This window comes from Providencia sp. PROV202, from assembly GCF_028479565.1.
Classification (GTDB): domain Bacteria; phylum Pseudomonadota; class Gammaproteobacteria; order Enterobacterales; family Enterobacteriaceae; genus Providencia; species Providencia zhijiangensis.
In genome coordinates, this window is the sequence record NZ_JAMPNV010000004.1 from 124,887 (window position 1) to 143,567 (window position 18,681).

Below are 18,681 nucleotides of genomic sequence, written 5' to 3' on the forward strand. Positions count from 1 at the left end.
AATTGATATTGATAATCATTATCAATTGGGATATAAATACTATCAGCCAGAAAGACCATACTCATTGTAGACTCAAATAGGTCAATATAAATGAGAAGCTATATTCAAACCCAATAACACACTTATTTAGATTAACCATTTAATGAGATTAATTTAGTTAATAGAACTCGTGACCCAACGTTAGGATCTATTTTATGACAAACTGTTTATTCCGATTATCAACGCCATTACGTACTACATTTATTGCATTAGCTGCCGTTTTATTTGTCAGCCATCCCGCTTTAGCTAAAAAATTTAAAGTGGTCACCACATTTACTATAATACAAGACATTGCTCAAAATGTAGCCGGTGATGCCGCTATTGTCGAATCCATCACTAAACCGGGTGCAGAAATTCACGGTTATCAACCGACACCAAAAGATATTATGAAAGCCTACGATGCTAACCTTATCTTATGGAACGGAATGAATCTGGAAGTTTGGTTCCAGCGTTTCTTTGAAAACCTTAAAGATGTGCCTGCGGTTGTCGTCACTGAAGGTATTGAGCCGATGCCAATCCGTGAAGGGGAATATAAAGATAATCCGAATCCTCATGCTTGGATGTCCCCTGCTAACGCACAAATCTATATCGAAAATATCCGTAAGGCACTGGTGAAATATGATCCAGAAAATGCAGACACCTATAATGCAAACGCGAAAAAATATTCCCAAGAAATTGCGGCACTTGATGCACCTTTACGTGAGCGTTTGAATCGTATTCCTGAAGATAAGCGTTGGTTAGTGACCAGTGAAGGCGCATTTAGCTACCTCACTAAAGATTATGGCTTTAAAGAGGTCTATTTGTGGCCCATCAATGCTGAAGAGCAAGGCTCACCAATGCAAGTTAAAAAAGTGATTGATACGGTTCGTGAACACAACATTCCCGTTGTTTTCAGCGAAAGTACTATTTCAGACAAACCAGCTCTGCAGGTCAGTAAAGAGACTGGCGCAAAATACGGCGGAGTATTATACGTCGATTCACTATCAACCGCTGAAGGCCCTGTACCAACTTATATAGACCTGTTGAACACAACCGTCGATACCATCGCAAAAGGATTTTCACAGTAAATGAGCCATACAAATCAATTCGAACATCCGACTCTGGTTGTTGATGACGCAACTGTCACCTACAACAATGGTCATACCGCGATTTATGACGCTAGTTTCAATATTCACGGTGGTTCCATTTGCGCCCTTGTGGGCGTAAACGGAAGTGGTAAATCAACGCTGTTTAAAACAATTATGGGGTTAGTGACGCCATCGTCCGGTAGTGTGACCCTCAATGACCAACCGATTAAAGCGGCATTAAAAGAGAATGTTATTGCCTACGTACCACAAACAGAAGAAGTAGATTGGAATTTTCCAGTGTTAGTTTCTGATGTGGTGATGATGGGGCGTTACGGCAAAATGGGTTTCTTTCGTATTCCTAAAAAGGAAGATAAAGACGCCGTAAAAATGGCTTTAGAACGTGTAGATTTAGCCGGATTGGAACATCGCCAAATTGGTGAACTTTCCGGCGGTCAGAAAAAACGGGTGTTTTTGGCTCGAGCCCTCGCTCAGCAAGGTAAAGTTTTATTACTTGACGAACCCTTTACAGGTGTCGATGTAAAAACAGAAAATGCCATTATTGACCTACTCCGCAGTCTGCGCGATGAAGGGCATTTAATTCTAGTCTCAACCCATAACTTGGGAAGCGTCCCTGAATTTTGCGACCATGTGATTTTAATAAACCGCACTGTGCTGGCGAGTGGCCCAACCGAAACCACCTTTACCCAGCGTAATCTGCAAAAAGCATTTGGTGGCGTACTGCGTCATATTAACCTGTCTGGTCAAGAGCTTCACGACGATGATGACCCACGCTCTGTCACGGTGATTACTGATGACGAACGTGCCGCCGTCTTCTATGGTCACGATCACGATGCACCGGTTAGAAAAAATCAGCCTAAGGAATCTGAATGATTGAGTTGTTACTGCAACCCTTTGAGTACAACTTTATGGTTAAAGCTATTTGGGTGAGTGCCATCGTTGGAGCGGTGTGTGCTTTCTTATCAGCTTACTTAATGCTCAAAGGTTGGTCGCTGATGGGAGATGCCCTCTCCCACTCGGTTGTACCCGGCGTGGCGGGCGCTTATGCGCTTGGATTACCTTACGCCGCAGGGGCTTTTTTTACCGGTATTCTCGCCGCCCTCGCCATGACGTTTGTTAAACATCTCACCCGTTTACGGGAAGATGCCGTTATCGGCTTTATCTTCTCCACCTTTTTTGCAGCGGGGCTATTGATTGTTTCGTTAAACCCAACCTCAGTGAATGTGCAAAGTATTATCTTCGGTAATATTTTGGGGATCGCCGATGCTGATGTTCTTCAAGTCGAGATTATTATCACCGTTTCATTTGTTGTCCTGATGTGCCTATGGAAAGATTTACTGGCAGTCTTTTTTGATGAAAGCCATGCTCGTTCCATCGGTTTAAATCCACTGCGCTTAAAAATTATTTTCTTCACCTTATTAAGTGCATGTACCGTTGCCGCACTGCAAACTGTTGGGGCGATATTAGTCATTGCGATGGTTGTCACGCCAGGTGCAACAGCCTATTTACTGACCGATAAATTTAAAACATTGCTGATCATTTCCGTCTCTATCGGTACAGCCACTAGTGCAATTGGTGCCTACCTCAGCTACTTTTTAAATGGCGCAACGGGCGGACTAATTGTTACGTTCCAAACGGTGATTTTCTTACTGGCGTTCTTCTTTGCACCAAAACATGGGCTCTTTGCTTCTCGTCGCAAAGCCCGTAGCGAAGTCGCTGACCTGCATCAAAGTAAGCAACAAGGAGCAACCCATGAATGATTTTATGGATTTACTGATGGCTCCTTTCGCATTCCCATTTATGCAAAAAGCCCTGATCACGGCGATTGTTACAGGAACCGTCTGCGCTATTTTATCCTGCTTTTTAGTCTTGAAAGGTTGGTCATTAATGGGAGATGCCATTTCCCATGCGGTATTACCCGGAATTATTATCGCGTCACTGATTGGCATTCCACTGGCCATTGGCGCCTTTGTTTCAGGACTATTTTGCGCAGTTGCTACTGGCTATTTAAAAGAGAACAGTCGAATAAAAGAAGACACCGTCATGGGCATTGTCTTCTCGGGTATGTTTGCTGTCGGTTTGGTCATGTTCGCGAAAATCGATACTGAGCAGCATCTTACTCATATTTTATTCGGGGATATTTTGGGGATCACCGACGAAGAATTTAAACAAATTTTACTGTTTGCAGGGATAACCATTGCGATTATCTTACTCAAACGTAAAGACTTTATGCTGTATTGCTTTGACCCAAACCAAGCGCGTGTTATCGGCTTGCCGGTTAAATGGCTACATTACGGATTACTTTCGCTATTAGCGTTAACCATCGTGGCATCGCTACAGGCTGTTGGGATCATTCTGGTGATTGCAATGTTGATTTCTCCGGGGATCATCGCCTTTGTCCTATGCCGGAGCTTTGGTTGGATGTTGGTGGTCGCGATTATCGCCTCCGTCACCTCCAGCGTACTGGGAACGATTGTCAGCTTCCACATTAATGCGACAACGGGCCCAACCATTGTGGTGATCCAAGCAGGCTATTTTGTTATCGCCCTGCTCTATAGCAAATTAATTCTCGCACGCCGCAAATCCCACACCACGCGCCAAGATTTGCATACGGCCTAATGATATAAAGCTGAATACGCTAAAAACCTATTCAGCTTTTTCTTTCTTCTATTTGACTCTCTTCTATTTTGAAGCTTGCTCTCTATAAAAGAAAAAAGCGATATCCATCTGTTATCATCAAAAGAATCCCCCAATTCTTGAACAAAATCAGCCATCAATCATTTCGGAATAAGGCGTAATTATTAAACAATGATCACTGTTAATTCCTAAATTGACGCTATAGTATGGTATGAGTGAAGACCAAATCACAGCGAGGTGGATCATGTGGCAAGCGATGAATCGTTTATTAATTGAACACTTTGGTGAGGCAGAGCTGCGAAATAAAGTGATTCTTTCTGGTGGGGATATTCATCACACCTTAAGAATCGATTATGGCGAGCATACAGTGTTCGTAAAACAAAATCGCCGCGAGTTTCTCCCTCTTTTTAAACAAGAGGCAGAGCAGCTTGAAATGCTAGCGAAAAGCCAAACTATCACCGTTCCCAAAGTCTACGGCTTGGGTAGCAACAAGCACCATAGCTTTCTTCTCCTCGAATACTTCCCGTTAAAACATTTTGATAGCACCAATGCATGGCACTTTGGTCAACAATTGGCGCGATTACATCAATGGGAAGAACAGCCAAGTTATGGGTTCGATTTTGATACTATGCTCAGTACCATTGTTCAACCTAATGGATGGGAAAAACGGTGGAATGCATTCTTTGCCGAAAAACGTATCGGTCTTCAATTACAAATTGCATCTGAAAAAGGCATGGTTTTTGGTGATATTCAAAGACTGGTGGATATTGTTAAACACCGTTTATCCGGCCATCAACCTCAACCTTCTTTATTGCATGGGGATCTGTGGCCAGCAAATTGTGCGATCACCAACCAAATGGATGGCGTACTCTATGACCCGGCCTGTTATTGGGGTGATCGGGAATGTGATATCGCGATGCTGCCATTATACAAAGAAATTCCGATTCAAATTATTGATGGCTACCAAAGTATTTGGCCATTACCAACGGGCTTTTTAGACAGACAACCACTCTATCAACTCTATTTTTTACTCAATCAAGCCAACATGTTTGGTAATGAGCAAAGCTATCTGCATGCTCGCAGCATTATTGATAATTTATTAGACGACGAATAGCAGCGAATCAATTAGGCGAAAATAAGAGATGCACAGCAGCGGAATAAACACCGATGCTGTGCATTTTTCATGATGGGAAAATATTAACATGATGGGCATTATCAACATAATGAAAAGCGGCCTACATGATAAAAACTACCAATTCAGAAGTTTCAATGCAAAATAAATGGCGATCCCTAAAACAATCGGCCAGAAATACATCAAAAAGAACTGTTTAAAAATAGTATGTCGAGGAATAGTAACTTTGGCTTCTAACTCTTCTTTGGTCACTTCACTGCCTTTTGCATTTTCAAGAATGACATGATCTTCAATGCTTTCGCGAATGAATTTAATTTGTCGATACATGCGTAAGCCTGATGCGCTTAAAGCAAGCCCCACAAAGATAAAAATAAAAATAACAAAAAATCCGATGCAGCTACCTGAAAAACCATGACTCACTTCAGGGACTGGTGAATTATTCCAAAATACATTGAGAAACGGCGTACTTTGTCGAGTCATCTCCGCCATTAATTTAACAAAATCATTGGCAACTGCATTAATTCCTTCGCCTTGAATTCCTTTCAGAGCCGCTAATTTAATTAACGATGTCAATGTGGAAATTAACGCCACAAAAAATACGATCCAGCCCAAAATACGTTTGCCAATCGCAAGAGAATTTGCCTTGTGGTAATTCATTACAACTATTCCTTAAAGTTTTTTTCTACGCTAATCATAGCCGATAATATTTGCTGGCTCCAAATTTCTATAAAAAAATGATAGTTAAAAACTGAGTTTCGGATTATTCAAAGAGTGAATCGAATCTACATCAATAACTAATCTCAAATTTCCAATAAAATCATGTGATAGCACAGATATCTCTATAACCCCAAGTCATAGCTTGTTAAAATCGTTTCAGAAACCAAAATGACTGTGATTAAAGTACAGCGACAATCCCCATACCCTATTTTTAAGCGGGTATCTAAATGAATGGAGTTTGCTATGTATCATAAATTACCTATCCAATCTGTCATCTTCGACATGGATGGTTTGCTGATTGACTCGGAACCTTTTTGGGAACAAGGGGAAGATGAAGTTTTTGCAGAGTTAGGCGTCGATTTATCCATTAAGCACACTCTTCCTGACACCCTCGGTTTACGTATCGATCACGTTGTTGAACTTTGGTACAACGCATCTCCTTGGCAGGGTTGTAGTTTAGAAGCAACAAAACAGCGTATTATTGACCGCGTTATTGGTTTAGTGGAAGAAAAACGCCCATTACTGCCAGGTGTACAGCATGCACTTGAACTGTGCCGCTCAATGGATCTGAACATCGCTTTAGCCTCTGCGTCTCCGGATTATATGCTGGAAAAAGTGCTGAACTTATTTGATATCCGCCATTATTTTTCTGCCGTCGTTTCAGCCGCAGATTTACCATTAAGTAAGCCTCATCCTGAAGTGTATTTAAAAGCCGCCGCTGAGCTATCCACCAAGCCTATCCATTGTGCTTCATTAGAAGACTCCTTTAATGGAATGATTTCTGCAAAAGCAGCAAGAATGCGTTCTATCGTTGTACCTGATAGCAAACATTTCAATGACCCTCGCTGGGGTTTAGCTGATGTTAAAATCGCCTCATTGAACGATTTACGCCCAGAAAATTTACGTTAATCTTAAAGACGTTAACGAAACACGATTTCCCTTACGTTTTTCACGTAGGGGAAATTTCAAAAAAGTATAAAAACCTACGGTTATTAACTAATAAATAAGAGTTTTTTTAACTCCAACCTACTACCATATTTCCTGCAAACCCTTTATACTGCCGCCTACTGTATAGATAAACAGATGGTATTTTATCCACCATGACTGCTGAAGGGCATCTGCTTTTTTCCGTCGCCTCACTTGTAATGGCTCATAAATTGCAAATTACCCCGGAGTTCGCTCAGGGTGATTGGCTGCATATGGTGCCAGGGGTGTTGCTGGGTGCCTTATTGCCGGATATTGACCACCCTTCATCAATCCTCGGGCGGCTTTTTCGCATTATTTCATTACCTATATCAAAACTGTGCGGACATCGCGGGTTCACTCACAGCCTGATTGCTTGGCTCATTTTACTGATCAGCAGCTACCAATGGCTGCCTCACTATTGGGATTTACCCACCGACCTTATCCAAGCGTTTTTATTAGGTTATATGAGCCATTTAGTGGCGGATATGCTGACCCCATCCGGAGTGCCTTTTTTATGGCCGCTACCAACACGTTTCTGTTTTCCCATCTTACGCGGTAAGTCCAGTAAACGCGGGGAACGCTTTATTGCCGTGCTTTTGACCGTCTGTGCGGTCTTAATTCCAACAGGTCATCCCGCTGATTGGTTCCAGCAAATTGAAAGCGCACTAAATTATTTTAATAATCAGATAAATATACACTTACCGACAAAAAGCTCACTTTTGTAATATACTGTAAGCATGAATCAACCTAAATTATAACTTTTGATTATAAGTAATGACTAACTTCAACTGATATCATATAACCAGTTGTTAGAAGAAATGAAATCCTTATACCTATTAAGGATTAACAACAAGAATCATTATGTAAAATAATTACAATTTGGAGTGCGGAATGAATATTCCTCTGATTATCAATGTGCTGGTTTTCGTAGCACTTTTAATACTGTTAGCAAAACTCGGATCGAATGGTTGGAGCCTGTCCAAAAAAGTTTTACTGGGTCTCGTATTCGGTGTTGCTTATGGTGTCGGACTTCACCTCGTGTATGGTTCCAGTCACCAAACGGTAAAAGACTCCATTCTTTGGTTTAATATCGTCGGTAATGGTTACGTTCAACTGTTACAAATGGTGATTATGCCTCTGGTGTTCGCCTCTATTCTGAGTGCGGTCGCTCGACTTCATAAGGCATCTTCTTTAGGGAAAATTAGCTTTTTAACTATTGGCACATTGCTGTTTACCACAGCCATTGCGGCTTTAGTGGGTATTTTGATCGCAAACCTGTTCGGCTTAACGGCTGAAGGTCTGGTTCAAGGTCAATCTGAAACTGCACGCCTAGCGGCCATTGAAACAAATTATATTGGTAAAGTCTCAGATTTAACGGTTCCTCAGTTAATCCTGTCCTTTATCCCGAAAAACCCGTTTGCGGATTTAACTGGTGCAAGCCCAACATCTATCATTAGTGTAGTTATTTTTGCTGCCTTCTTAGGAGTAGCTGCGCTGCAACTGTTTAAAGATGATAAAGAGCGCGGTGAAAAAGCATTAGCGGCTATCGATGTGATGCAAGCATGGGCAATGAAACTCGTTCGCTTAGTCATGCGTTTAACCCCTTACGGTGTAATGGCGCTAATGATCAAAGTGGTCGCAAGCTCTAACTTAGCCGATATTATTAACTTAGGGACTTTCGTCGTCGCATCCTATGTCGCGTTAGCCATTATGTTTGTGGTTCACGGTATTTTAGTGGCTACAACAGGCTTAAACCCAATCAAGTTCTTTAAGAAAGCGGGCCCAGTACTGACATTTGCATTCACTAGCCGTTCGAGCGCAGCCAGTATTCCACTGAATATTGAAACGCAAACTCGCCGCTTTGGTGTGCCAGAATCTATCGCAAGCTTCTCGGCCTCTTTCGGTGCAACTATCGGTCAAAACGGTTGTGCGGGTATCTACCCTGCGATGTTAGCCGTGATGGTCGCACCAACTATGGGGATCAACCCATTTGACCCTCTGTGGATAGCAACCTTAGTCGGTATCGTGACCATCAGCTCTGCCGGTGTTGCTGGTGTGGGTGGCGGTGCAACCTTCGCCGCACTGATTGTACTGCCAGCAATGGGATTACCCGTCACGTTAGTTGCGCTGTTAATTTCAGTCGAGCCTCTGATTGATATGGGTCGCACCGCTCTGAACGTGAGTGGTTCCATGACAGCGGGTACCGTCACTAGCCAGTTAATGGGCGAAACGGACAAGTCAATCTTCAATCAAGATGACGACGGTGATTTAAAACACGTTTAATCGTCCTAATCTCCTAACACTCATTGAAACCTGCCCGTCAAACGGCAGGTTTTTTTGTGTCTGCTATTTTCTAGGCTCGATATTTCATCAAACTGCAACAGCTTGAAATTTTTACTTTATTTTGACTTTATTGGAAATATAGGTCTTTTACTCTAAAAAATATTGCCAATACGTAAAGCTGCGTAACATAATAGCGGCTGAGCAACATTTTCTTAGGCCTCCTGCCTGTGTTGCGTCTCCCGTTTCCTACGGGAACTATCAACTTCATTGTTAGATTTTTTATATGACCAATATTATTCATATACTAAAAACTGATCCTTCAGATAACCCCTGTGTCAGCTGTGGTGCTTGTTGTGCTTACTTTCGCGTCTCATTTTACTGGGCAGAAGCAGAAGCTGGCGGTGGTTCGGTGCCTCAACATTTAACAGAGCAAATCACCCCCTTTATGAGTTGTATGCAAGGTACAAACCAGAAACCGAATACCCGCTGTACTGCACTTGATGGTACCGTCGGGGAATGTGTCTCTTGCTCTATTTATGAACAGCGCCCTACGCCATGCCGAGAATTCGAACAATCGTGGCATAACGGCATCCACAATGAAGCCTGCGACCGTGCTCGCGCAGCCTATGGTTTACCTCCTCTCGAGCCTCAGCAACCGCAAATCGCGTGCTAACCGTCAATGACCCAGAGATTTTTCTGGGTTATCTTCTTGACCCTTTCACACTCCCTTCCTAAGTAAAATAATCTCATTATTTTCAATAAAATGTGTAAAGAAAGGATAAAACGTGCAGGAAATATGGAGCTTCAGTCAAAGCAAGTAAAAGCCATTGCGAGGGAAATCTAATTGATGAATTATCCTCTCATCACGTTAATGAGGAGATAAAAGATGAACAAATTAAACCAAGGTTTACTTGCTGCCGTTTTACTGTCTGTTGGCTTTGCTGCCGCAGCCGCTAATGTTGATATGAACAAATCACCACGCCATCACGGCGGAAATCATCATAATATGGTGTATAGCGTGACAGAACAAACCACCAAGCCGAATGAAACCCTGAAAAAACTGGCAAACGATACGCCTAAAATTGAAGATGGCAAACGCTACATGGTGAAGATGTCTGTCGTGGAAGTGCCTGAATTCAAGCCAGCACAACCAATGCCAATGCCGGTTCCTGCTACGGCGCCCGCAGCTAAATAATGAATGAATCAACCTAAACCATAGGCTGTGCCTGTTACACTGATAACATCAACCTTTTAGCATTGTTAGTTAAAAATCAGTATCTTAATAGACACAATAACGTTTAGGTATATCCCTAATTTTAGCCCCTAATGCCATAGGGGCTTTTTTTTAACTAAAATAACCAGCGCAATAGTGCTGTGACTATCGCCGCCGACAAAACAATCACAATAAATGGCTTACGGTACCAAGTCAGGATACCTGCCACCACTACCCCAATTATTTTCGGTAAATCCGATAATTCATTACCTGAAAAGAGCGTTGAGGTCATCGCGACTGAAAATAAAATCACAATGGCAGCAGCCGAAAACAGAGCTTTATTTTGCTCTGTTAAATTGACCCGCCCTTTTAGCAATGCGCCGGATGCCCGCATTAAGTACGTCCCAACTGCTAAAATGAAAATTCCACTGACGATTAACCAAGGATGTTCCATCATCATCATTTCCTTATATAGATAACTAAACTCAACAAAGCCAGTAAAACGGGGATCCCCGCAGGTAATACCGGTGTTGTTACCATAGCAATCACAGCCCCGACTATCGCAGCGAGTCTTAAGCGCCTATCTTTCAACGCAGGTAAACTCAGCGCTAAGATAATGGCGGGAAACATGGCATCCATTCCTAGTGCGTGAGTATCTTGAATAAAGCTTCCCAAAATTTCACCGATGACCACACCAACAGGCCAACAGATTAAAATCCCTAGTCCGCACAGCCAAAATGCGGCGTTTTTTTCTCGTTCGCTGTCTTGCGCCAAGCCAAAAATCACACTTTCATCATTCATAATGTGATATCCCAGCAAAGATTTGGCGCCCTTTCCTGCTAATTCACTAACGGCAAAACTAAATGGAATATGGCGCGAGTTGACTAATAGCCCGGCTAAGGCGGCAGACAGCGGGCTTCCCCCTGAAAATACCACACCAATAAACAAAAACTCGGATGCACCCGCTAATACAAAAATGGATAGCATTAACGGAACCCACCAATCAAAACCTTGTGAATGGGCTAATGCACCGTAGGAAATCCCCACAATTAAGTCTGCAATACACACCAGTGCAATATTTTTCACTGTGCTATTATGGAGAATAGAAAATTGAAATGTAGATGTCTGCATAGAACGACAGTTCGATATAAAAAACAATCGTTCATTATGTCGATACTCTAGGCTAAGTGCAATCAAATAGGATGTTAAAGTTGACCTTATTCACGCCCCCTATCGAATTAATCTCAAAATCATTGGCTTGTGAAAGGCAAAAAAGTGGGCTTTCTCTCTCTGAACTTGCTCGTAAAGCGGGAATAGCCAAATCTACACTATCCCAATTAGAGGCGGGTAGCGGCAATCCCAGCATTGAAACCCTATGGGCATTATGTGTTGCTCTGGATATTCCTTTTTCCCGTTTAATTGAAGAAAAACGTGCGGCAGTGAGTGTGATCCGCCATGGCGAAGGTACCCCAGTAAGCGCTGAGCACGCCAACTATTTGGCCTATTTACTCTCTTCTGCTCCTCCTAATTCTCAACGGGATATTTATACGGTTGTTGCACAGCCAGGTCGAGATCGCGTTTCAGAACCCCATATGCATGATGTCACTGAGCATATTATTTTGATGTCTGGCAGAGCATTAGTTGGGCCACTCGACAACCCTGTTGAGCTCAATGTCGGTGACTATATTCACTATCGAGGTGATGAACCCCACATTATGCGCGCGCTTGAACCCAACACCATGGCAGTCATGGTGATTGATAAACAGAATTAATTAGCCCAATAAGCTGGAGGATTTGCTGTGAATTACTATCAAGAAATAACAAACAAAGTCACCTTATTGCTGGATGAAAACTCCGTTCATAATATGAATGAAATGCTAATGCAGCTTTCTCATGATGATAAACTTACCCAAGAACAACGTTTCGAGCTGCAACAACGTCTTAGAGACGCTATTTTTGTTCACCATAATTCGTAATAAAAATTCCCAATTAACGTTTAATTAAATGGGATTTGGCGGTTCATATCTCGATTTAAAATATAGAAGAAAAGCCTGAGCAATCTATTTATTACTCAGGCTTGATTTAATCATTCATTATAACTACGTGAAACTTAATCAGCTTATTTCCTGCATTAAAACTTATTCTTTTATTAAAACTTATCTTGCTGCAAATAAGACCACGCATATTGCGCATACAGTTCTGCGCCTGATGCCATCACATCTTCATCAATGTTAAAACAGCCGTGGTGATGCGCCCATTGAGTATCTTTTTCTGGGTTACCTGAACCTAATAATGCAAAACAACCCGGAATGTTTTCCATATAAAAGCTGAAATCTTCCCCGCCTGGTGTGGGTCTTTCTGCCATTAATGCATTTTCACCAAACGCTTCACTGATCACCGACTGTGCCAATAATGCACTGCGCTCTTCGTTAATCACGGGCAGCGTACCATAGATATAATCCACTTCAGCGGTGGCGCCGTACATTGCGGCAGTATGTTCGGCATAACGACGGATCGCCGCTTCAATGCGAGTACGGGTTTCAATGTCAAAGCAACGTACCGTTCCATCCAGTACCGCATTTTCTGCAATCACGTTAAATCGGGTGCCCACGTCCATTTTTCCGATAGTCACAACGGCTGAGTCTAGCGAAGAAGTTTCACGAGAAACCACCGCTTGCAAATTCATCACAAATGATGAGGCAACGATTGCAGCATCAACGGTCGCTTCCGGCATCGAACCGTGTCCACCGCGCCCTTTAAATTTCACGACCAATAAGTCCGCAGAAGCGAATGTCCCGCCGACATTACACGATATTTTTCCTGAAGGCGTCGTAGACCAAATATGCATACCAAACACGTTGTCAACATTATCCACTGCGCCTTGTTTTACCATCGCTTTAGCGCCCTGCGCTATTTCTTCAGCCGGTTGAAAAATCAGGCGAATATTTCCTTTCAACTCATCGCGCACTTCATATAACGCTTTGGCTGCGGTTAATAACATCGCGGTATGTGCATCATGCCCACACGCGTGCATCTTCCCTTTATTTGTCGATTTATACTCAAGGGAATCATTCAATTCCTGAACGGGCAATGCATCGATATCCGCACGTAAGGCGACCGTCTTTCCGGGTTTACCGCCTTTAATGTCCGCAATAATTCCGGTAGGTTCAGTGAGGCGATACTCAATACCAATTTTTGCCAATTCTTCAGCAATACGCTTCGTGGTTCTCACTTCTTCAAAAGGCAATTCTGGATGTGAGTGAAGATCACGACGAAAAGCAATCATCTCTTCAGTGTGTTTTTTAATGGATGCAGTGATGCTGTTATTGACCATTTTTCTGTCCTTTTTCTATTCTTTTCGCTTTCTTAAACTATTATTTTTCAGCGTGTTAAATTCTAATATTCTATTTATCGTTATGCAGCAACAGGCACAATGTAGGCGACCATAATCCCCGCTAATACCACGGAAACCATCGTGACAGAGATAAAACCACCAACTAGCATTGGTCCTAACATATGGCTAGTTAAAATCTGACGTTCTTTTTCATCTTTGGTCAGTGCATTAATGGCTTCATTGGTAATGATATAATCCGCAGGGAAACCATACAGTGCCGTCAATGAGACCGCGAAAGCCATCTCCTTTGATACACCTAGAATTTTTCCAACAATCCAAGACGCGATAAACATGCCGATGACCGCTGCCACGATCAATACCACCATTGGGTAGACCAATCTCAACAACATATCTGGTGTTGCATGATTTAACGTATCAAAGATAAATAGCATTAATGCCATGATAGCAAAGCCAAACCCGTTCGCTTTCTGCAATGGCTGCCTTTCTAAAAATCCCATTGACGAGGCAATAACACCAAATAACAAGCACAAAACAAACGGACTGATGCTGACATAAGGCGCGGCAACGGTAGAAACTAAATAGGCGAGATACCCCACCACCACTAAGCGTAAAAATTGGAAATAACTGGTGTTATAGTGACTCGGAATTCGCTTGAACATGCGAGGCATCGCACTTTCAGATGCCAGTGTTTTGACTTCCACATCATCCGCACCGTCAACAGCCAATGACTCTTTCCATGTACCACTGCGATATTGCTCAAGCACGCGGCGACCTTCACGCTTCAACATAATGGCCGTTAGCGGATAACCGGCAAAACCTTGCATCACATAAATTAAGATGGCAAATACCGAAAGATCCACCAGCCCAGCTTCCGCCGCACCTTTTGACATAATTAATGAAGAGACAATGCCACCGACTAATGGCGGGATTGCCACTAATACTGTATTTAAATCAAATAGCGCTAAACCGACCCCGTAAATAAAGACTATGATCCCCAAAATACCGGATAACGAAATTAAGATGGTCTTCCATTGGTGTAAAAGTTCTTTCAATGAGAGCAATGTACCCATATTGGTAATGAGTAAATACATCAGCATCACAGCGACAACTTTTGGTATTCCCGCAACACTCACAATATCTTTAGGAAAGAATGTCCAATAACCTAAAAGGAATAATACCGCGCAAACAAACACCGATGGGATCCACGCTTTTGTTCGTACTGCAATGGCATCCCCGATGTACAGTATCCCGACAATTAATAACAGAGCTAACATTTGTGACATAAGTTTTTCCCCGCATTTATTATTTTTATTTATTTCTGTTTTGGTTATTTAATCTATTAATTTTGATATGTCAGATTTATTCTTTCAAAATAGAGAACAAAATAAAGCCAAATAGCACATATCCATCCAAGCCATTACATTTAAACAACAATTTCATCATAACATTGAATAAATAGATGTATAGATTAAGTTACAGTGTAAGATTGAAAATACACTAGCAAAAAATCGTAGATTAAAAAGTCATATATGAGGGGAGAGAATGAAAATACAGAACGATTGTTTCGTATTCAGAACCGTTTTTAATAGGATATGTTTTATGCGTTATATTTGATGATAATTCATACTTTTTCAGTGTAGGGGAAACGATAAATTTATAATCTATTGCCCTGCTATATATTTTTATGCTTTCACAATTTTGATGCAGTTATATCATGATAAAAACGGCTCATTATCATAGTTAGTAATATATTCTGCTTTATTTCACGATCCTCTTTTTTTGCTCAAAATAGAAACAAAAATCGCCTATTCACATCCACAAATAGGCGATTAATCGTACGAAAATAATAGATGGGAAATAGATACTTAATTAAAGCCCATTATCCTTGAGAGAGCATGTTATGGCACAACATACCGAGTAAGGTAAATAATAAAGCGCCGAGAACATGAATTGCGATCGTGCTAAATGCCACCGCCAACTTTCCTTCTTGCAACATCACCAACACTTCCAGAGAAAATGTTGAAAACGTGGTGAATGCGCCACAAAAGCCCGTGACAATAAACAATTTATAGGCGGGATTAATATTCGCGCTCGCAAAGTAAGAGACAGCAAAACCAATGATAAAACCGCCAACTAAATTGACGAAAACAGTACCAAATGGAATGTGAGGGTGCAGGTTATTCAGCTTTAAGCCAATCAACCATCTTAACCAGCCACCTAAAACGGAACCTAAAGCAATAGAAATGAGGGATGCGTACATTGCCACTTTCCTTACAAGTTAGATGGGAATAAATGCAAGGAAAAGCTCCTGCAGACATTTATGCCCTAAATTCGGGCACATAACCTACGTGCCCATTCAAATGAAAAGGTTTACGTAGGCATCATCAGTCCACATCAAGGACGGTTAAACTAGGAGGAATGCCATCTCCTAACGAGACGTTGATTAAAATAATAAGGCAACTATTTTCTTCATGCAAATCTAATTTGCCAAGCCTATTCCAGATAACCCGGTGTCTATTTACCCTAAATTGGCGCATAATATCCGTAATATCGATAATAGAATTAGATGGATTAGGTCAGATATGGAAACAAAACAGCCCTTATTACAACTTAAGAATATCGGTTTTCAGGTTGGACAGAAGATAATTTTAGATAATGTGCAAATTGACCTATACCCAGGTGAATTTAAATTGATCACGGGTCCTTCTGGTTGTGGGAAAAGTACATTATTAAAAATTGTCTCTTCACTCATCCCACCAAGTTGCGGTGAAATTCTGTTTGCTGGCGAAAATATCAATACTATTGCGCCAGAGAAATATCGTCAACAAGTCTCCTATTGCACTCAAACGCCTGCACTTTTTGGCAATACCGTGTATGACAATCTCTTTTTTCCTTATCAAATACGCAATCAGCCATTTGATAAACAAAAAATTCTCGATGATTTAAGCTATTTTTCACTGCCGGATACCATCCTAGAAAAAGGCATTAATGAGCTTTCAGGCGGAGAAAAACAGCGGGTCTCATTGATCCGTAATTTACAATTCTTGCCGCAAATTTTATTACTGGATGAAATCACTAGTGCCTTAGATGAACAAAATAAAATCAAAGTGAATGAGCTTATTCATCAATTAGCGGTCAAGAATAATATTGCCGTCCTCTGGGTGACTCATGATCAAGATGAAATTGGTCATGCTGACGATATTATTACCCTCCCCGTACACCATAGCGAAAAATAGGAATTAATCGTGCATCAACCTACTATTTCCAATGAGTCGCTCGCATTTTCGATTATGTTAGTCTTAGTGGCTATTTTTATTAGCCATAAAGAGAAGCTCTCTCTTGAAAAAGATATTATTTGGAGTACGTGCCGTGCCATTGTTCAACTATTAATTGCCGGTTATATCCTCAAATATATTTTCCACGTTGACCATAAAGCACTCACTGTTTTATTAGTGTTATTTATCTGCTTTAACGCCGCTTGGAATGCGAAAAAACGCAGTAAATACCTCGATAAATTATTTCCAACCGCGTTAATTGCGATTACTTCAGGCACATTTTTGACATTGTTGGTATTAATTCTCACTGAAGCCATCGCGTTTACCCCAATGCAAGTTATTCCAATTACAGGGATGATTGCTGGGAACGCCATGATTGCCGTCGGACTTTGCTTCAATAACTTAGGACAGCGCTTTAATAGTCAACAACAGCAAATTCAAGAAATGCTTAGCTTGGGCGCCACACCTAAAATTGCTTCTGCCTCGATTATTCGCGAAAGTATTCGCGCATCATTAATCCCTACGGTGGATTCTGCCAAGACGGTTGGGATCGTGAGTTTACCTGGTATGATGTCAGGGCTCATTTTTGCGGGAGTCGACCCTTTACAGGCAGTTAAATACCAAATTATGGTGACATTTATGCTGTTAGCGACAGCAAGTTTATCCACAATTTTGGCTGGGTATTTAACCTACGTGAAGTTTTATAATCAACGCCATCAATTGCGTTTAGATGCTTTAAATAAAAACATTAAATAAAAAAATTAAACAGACCAAATCAGGCTTAACATTTCTGCCTTAAGCCTGATTTAATTTATTTTGTTTTTCCGACCATGACAGGCATCACCTCAATAAGCTGAGGCTGGCTTTCTCCCGATTCTATCAAGGTAAAAATTTGTTCTAGCATAGCGGGAACATCCTGTTTAACCATCTCGATATCATTCCCAAGTAATGCAACAAACGGATCCCAGTCAAAACACCCCATCGGCGGCTGATGCGCGCCTGTGTGCCCCTCTTTCATTAACCACCTCATCACCCCTTCTAATGAGATAGTCGAGTTGACGAATAGCCCACAAAGTTCAATATATTGAGGGTCTTGTGGTGTTTCTTTTTGTAAAAATGAGTGCTGCGAAGAATATGTCGAGAGTGCCCGTTCGGCTTTTTCTGGCGCATAACCACAAGTCAAAATATGGTGTTGAGGAACCTCTATATTCAAGGAATTATGAGCATCGATAAATCCCCGAATTCGCTCTCGAGTGTTATGCTCCTCTTCTCGTCCTCCCACAAACACCAGTGATTCTGACGATGCGGCTCGTTGCTGCCTTTTGCGCAAAATATTGAGCGTTAACTGCTTTGCACCATGATAATTATCGGAAATCACCGAAGGTGCCAATGTGCCAGGTAAGTCTAAATTGAGTGTCGGTACACCTGATGCGTGGCAGATTTGCGTAATTTTATCAGGATCAGTTGCCCCCGTTGAAATCAACCAATCCACTTGATATGAGAGCATTGCCTTTGCGGCCTCTAACTCTAATTGAGGATCACGGCGTGTACAGGTAATGATAGGAAATAGCCCACGTTCACGCGCCATCTCCTCGAAATGCTCCACAACCGACCCAAAATAACGGTTATCGTATTTAGGAACCAACATCCCAATAATTTTGGATTTATTACTGCGTAATAGACTCGCTTGCTTATTCACCGAATAGTTTTGCTCCTGCGCTATTCGCATAATTTTTTCAGCTAATTGGGCACTAATACGTCTTTTTTGCCAATTTCCATTCAATACAGCGCTAACGGCACTGGCTGAAACCCCTGCCAATTCTGCAAGGTCATAGATCGTGGTTTTCTTGTTTTGTCTGATCTTGCTCACAAATTTATGCCTCCATTTTTTCCTAGCTTGACACCAAAGCGTAAAAGTCGCAATACTGCTCCATCGATTGAGCGACATCGAAATTAACCTAGAATCGAGTTGATATGGC

21 protein-coding genes and 1 riboswitch are annotated in these 18,681 nt (G+C 41.7%); of the genes, 14 read left to right on the forward strand and 7 right to left on the reverse strand.

Going from position 1 to position 18,681, the window contains the following annotated elements; translation table 11 throughout:
* Positions 1 to 194: 194 nt before the first annotated feature.
* From PR799_RS02090 to PR799_RS02110, 5 genes are all read left to right on the forward strand, one after another.
* On the forward strand, positions 195 to 1,106 hold the full coding sequence (locus PR799_RS02090; RefSeq protein WP_272521142.1) for a metal ABC transporter substrate-binding protein: 912 nt from the start codon (positions 195 to 197) through the stop codon (positions 1,104 to 1,106).
* Positions 1,107 to 1,997 carry a manganese/iron ABC transporter ATP-binding protein gene (locus PR799_RS02095; RefSeq protein WP_154604086.1) on the forward strand — a complete coding sequence of 297 codons (891 nt, stop codon included), beginning with the start codon at positions 1,107 to 1,109 and terminating at the stop codon, positions 1,995 to 1,997. It abuts the gene before it with no gap.
* Complete coding sequence (locus tag PR799_RS02100) at positions 1,994 to 2,884, forward strand: metal ABC transporter permease (RefSeq protein WP_272521143.1); 891 nt, start codon at positions 1,994 to 1,996, stop codon at positions 2,882 to 2,884. Before PR799_RS02095 ends, PR799_RS02100 begins: the two co-directional genes overlap by 4 nt.
* Positions 2,877 to 3,743, forward strand: a complete 867-nt coding sequence (locus PR799_RS02105; protein ID WP_154627922.1) for a metal ABC transporter permease — start codon at positions 2,877 to 2,879, stop codon at positions 3,741 to 3,743. The genes PR799_RS02100 and PR799_RS02105 overlap by 8 nt, the downstream gene beginning before the upstream one ends.
* 262 nt (positions 3,744 to 4,005) lie before the next feature.
* Positions 4,006 to 4,875: a fructosamine kinase family protein gene (locus PR799_RS02110; protein WP_272521213.1), complete on the forward strand. Its 870-nt coding sequence runs from the start codon at positions 4,006 to 4,008 to the stop codon at positions 4,873 to 4,875.
* A gap of 135 nt (positions 4,876 to 5,010) precedes the next feature.
* Here the strand turns inward: PR799_RS02110 and PR799_RS02115 are convergent, their stop codons facing one another.
* The gene (locus PR799_RS02115; protein ID WP_036950502.1) at positions 5,011 to 5,550 is read right to left on the reverse strand and encodes a YniB family protein; all 540 of its coding nucleotides are present in this window, start codon (positions 5,548 to 5,550) and stop codon (positions 5,011 to 5,013) included.
* Between the two features lie 303 nt (positions 5,551 to 5,853).
* Between PR799_RS02115 and hxpB the strand changes: the two genes are divergently transcribed.
* The 5 genes from hxpB (at position 5,854) to PR799_RS02140 (ending at position 10,054) form a co-directional block, all read left to right on the forward strand.
* Positions 5,854 to 6,519: a hexitol phosphatase HxpB gene (hxpB, locus tag PR799_RS02120; RefSeq protein WP_132494803.1), complete on the forward strand. Its 666-nt coding sequence runs from the start codon at positions 5,854 to 5,856 to the stop codon at positions 6,517 to 6,519.
* A gap of 191 nt (positions 6,520 to 6,710) precedes the next feature.
* Complete coding sequence (locus tag PR799_RS02125; RefSeq protein WP_154627920.1) at positions 6,711 to 7,301, forward strand: metal-dependent hydrolase; 591 nt, start codon at positions 6,711 to 6,713, stop codon at positions 7,299 to 7,301.
* A 166-nt stretch (positions 7,302 to 7,467) separates the two neighbouring features.
* Positions 7,468 to 8,859: an L-cystine transporter gene (locus PR799_RS02130; protein WP_272521144.1), complete on the forward strand. Its 1,392-nt coding sequence runs from the start codon at positions 7,468 to 7,470 to the stop codon at positions 8,857 to 8,859.
* A 283-nt stretch (positions 8,860 to 9,142) separates the two neighbouring features.
* Positions 9,143 to 9,532 (forward strand): YkgJ family cysteine cluster protein, encoded by a 390-nt coding sequence (locus tag PR799_RS02135; RefSeq protein ID WP_154627919.1) that lies wholly within the window; start codon positions 9,143 to 9,145, stop codon positions 9,530 to 9,532.
* Positions 9,533 to 9,745: 213 nt separating this feature from the next.
* Entirely contained in the window at positions 9,746 to 10,054 is a 309-nt protein-coding gene (locus tag PR799_RS02140) for a hypothetical protein (RefSeq protein WP_154604091.1), read from the forward strand.
* Between the two features lie 154 nt (positions 10,055 to 10,208).
* On the opposite strand, the gene PR799_RS02145 is transcribed toward PR799_RS02140, so the two are convergent.
* Together PR799_RS02145 and PR799_RS02150 are read right to left on the reverse strand one after the other, a co-directional pair.
* A complete protein-coding gene (locus PR799_RS02145) occupies positions 10,209 to 10,532 on the reverse strand; it encodes an AzlD domain-containing protein (protein ID WP_154604092.1) in 324 nt (107 codons plus the stop codon).
* Positions 10,532 to 11,203, reverse strand: coding sequence for an AzlC family ABC transporter permease (locus tag PR799_RS02150; protein ID WP_272521146.1), 672 nt, complete (start codon positions 11,201 to 11,203; stop codon positions 10,532 to 10,534). Before PR799_RS02150 ends, PR799_RS02145 begins: the two co-directional genes overlap by 1 nt.
* A gap of 71 nt (positions 11,204 to 11,274) precedes the next feature.
* Here PR799_RS02150 and PR799_RS02155 point away from each other — a divergent pair, with 71 nt between their 5' ends.
* Complete coding sequence (locus tag PR799_RS02155) at positions 11,275 to 11,844, forward strand: helix-turn-helix domain-containing protein (protein ID WP_154627917.1); 570 nt, start codon at positions 11,275 to 11,277, stop codon at positions 11,842 to 11,844.
* 27 nt (positions 11,845 to 11,871) lie between these two features.
* A complete protein-coding gene (locus PR799_RS02160; RefSeq protein ID WP_272521147.1) occupies positions 11,872 to 12,048 on the forward strand; it encodes a DUF2526 family protein in 177 nt (58 codons plus the stop codon).
* 173 nt (positions 12,049 to 12,221) lie between these two features.
* Here the strand turns inward: PR799_RS02160 and PR799_RS02165 are convergent, their stop codons facing one another.
* The 3 genes from PR799_RS02165 to crcB all read right to left on the reverse strand — a co-directional run bounded on the left by PR799_RS02165 (position 12,222) and on the right by crcB (position 15,687).
* A complete protein-coding gene (locus PR799_RS02165; protein WP_154627916.1) occupies positions 12,222 to 13,406 on the reverse strand; it encodes a M20 family metallopeptidase in 1,185 nt (394 codons plus the stop codon).
* 80 nt (positions 13,407 to 13,486) lie between these two features.
* The gene (locus PR799_RS02170) at positions 13,487 to 14,710 is read right to left on the reverse strand and encodes a hypothetical protein (protein WP_154627915.1); all 1,224 of its coding nucleotides are present in this window, start codon (positions 14,708 to 14,710) and stop codon (positions 13,487 to 13,489) included.
* Positions 14,711 to 15,306: 596 nt separating this feature from the next.
* The gene (crcB, locus tag PR799_RS02175; protein WP_132494787.1) at positions 15,307 to 15,687 is read right to left on the reverse strand and encodes a fluoride efflux transporter CrcB; all 381 of its coding nucleotides are present in this window, start codon (positions 15,685 to 15,687) and stop codon (positions 15,307 to 15,309) included.
* A 108-nt stretch (positions 15,688 to 15,795) separates the two neighbouring features.
* Positions 15,796 to 15,865: riboswitch (Fluoride riboswitch) on the reverse strand.
* Positions 15,866 to 16,009: 144 nt separating this feature from the next.
* Between crcB and fetA the strand changes: the two genes are divergently transcribed.
* Positions 16,010 to 16,663: an iron efflux ABC transporter ATP-binding subunit FetA gene (gene fetA / locus PR799_RS02180; RefSeq protein ID WP_154627914.1), complete on the forward strand. Its 654-nt coding sequence runs from the start codon at positions 16,010 to 16,012 to the stop codon at positions 16,661 to 16,663.
* 9 nt (positions 16,664 to 16,672) lie between these two features.
* The gene (gene fetB / locus PR799_RS02185; protein ID WP_272521148.1) at positions 16,673 to 17,458 is read left to right on the forward strand and encodes an iron efflux ABC transporter permease subunit FetB; all 786 of its coding nucleotides are present in this window, start codon (positions 16,673 to 16,675) and stop codon (positions 17,456 to 17,458) included.
* 55 nt (positions 17,459 to 17,513) lie between these two features.
* On the opposite strand, the gene PR799_RS02190 is transcribed toward fetB, so the two are convergent.
* Entirely contained in the window at positions 17,514 to 18,572 is a 1,059-nt protein-coding gene (locus PR799_RS02190; protein WP_272521149.1) for a LacI family DNA-binding transcriptional regulator, read from the reverse strand.
* Positions 18,573 to 18,681: the final 109 nt, after the last annotated feature.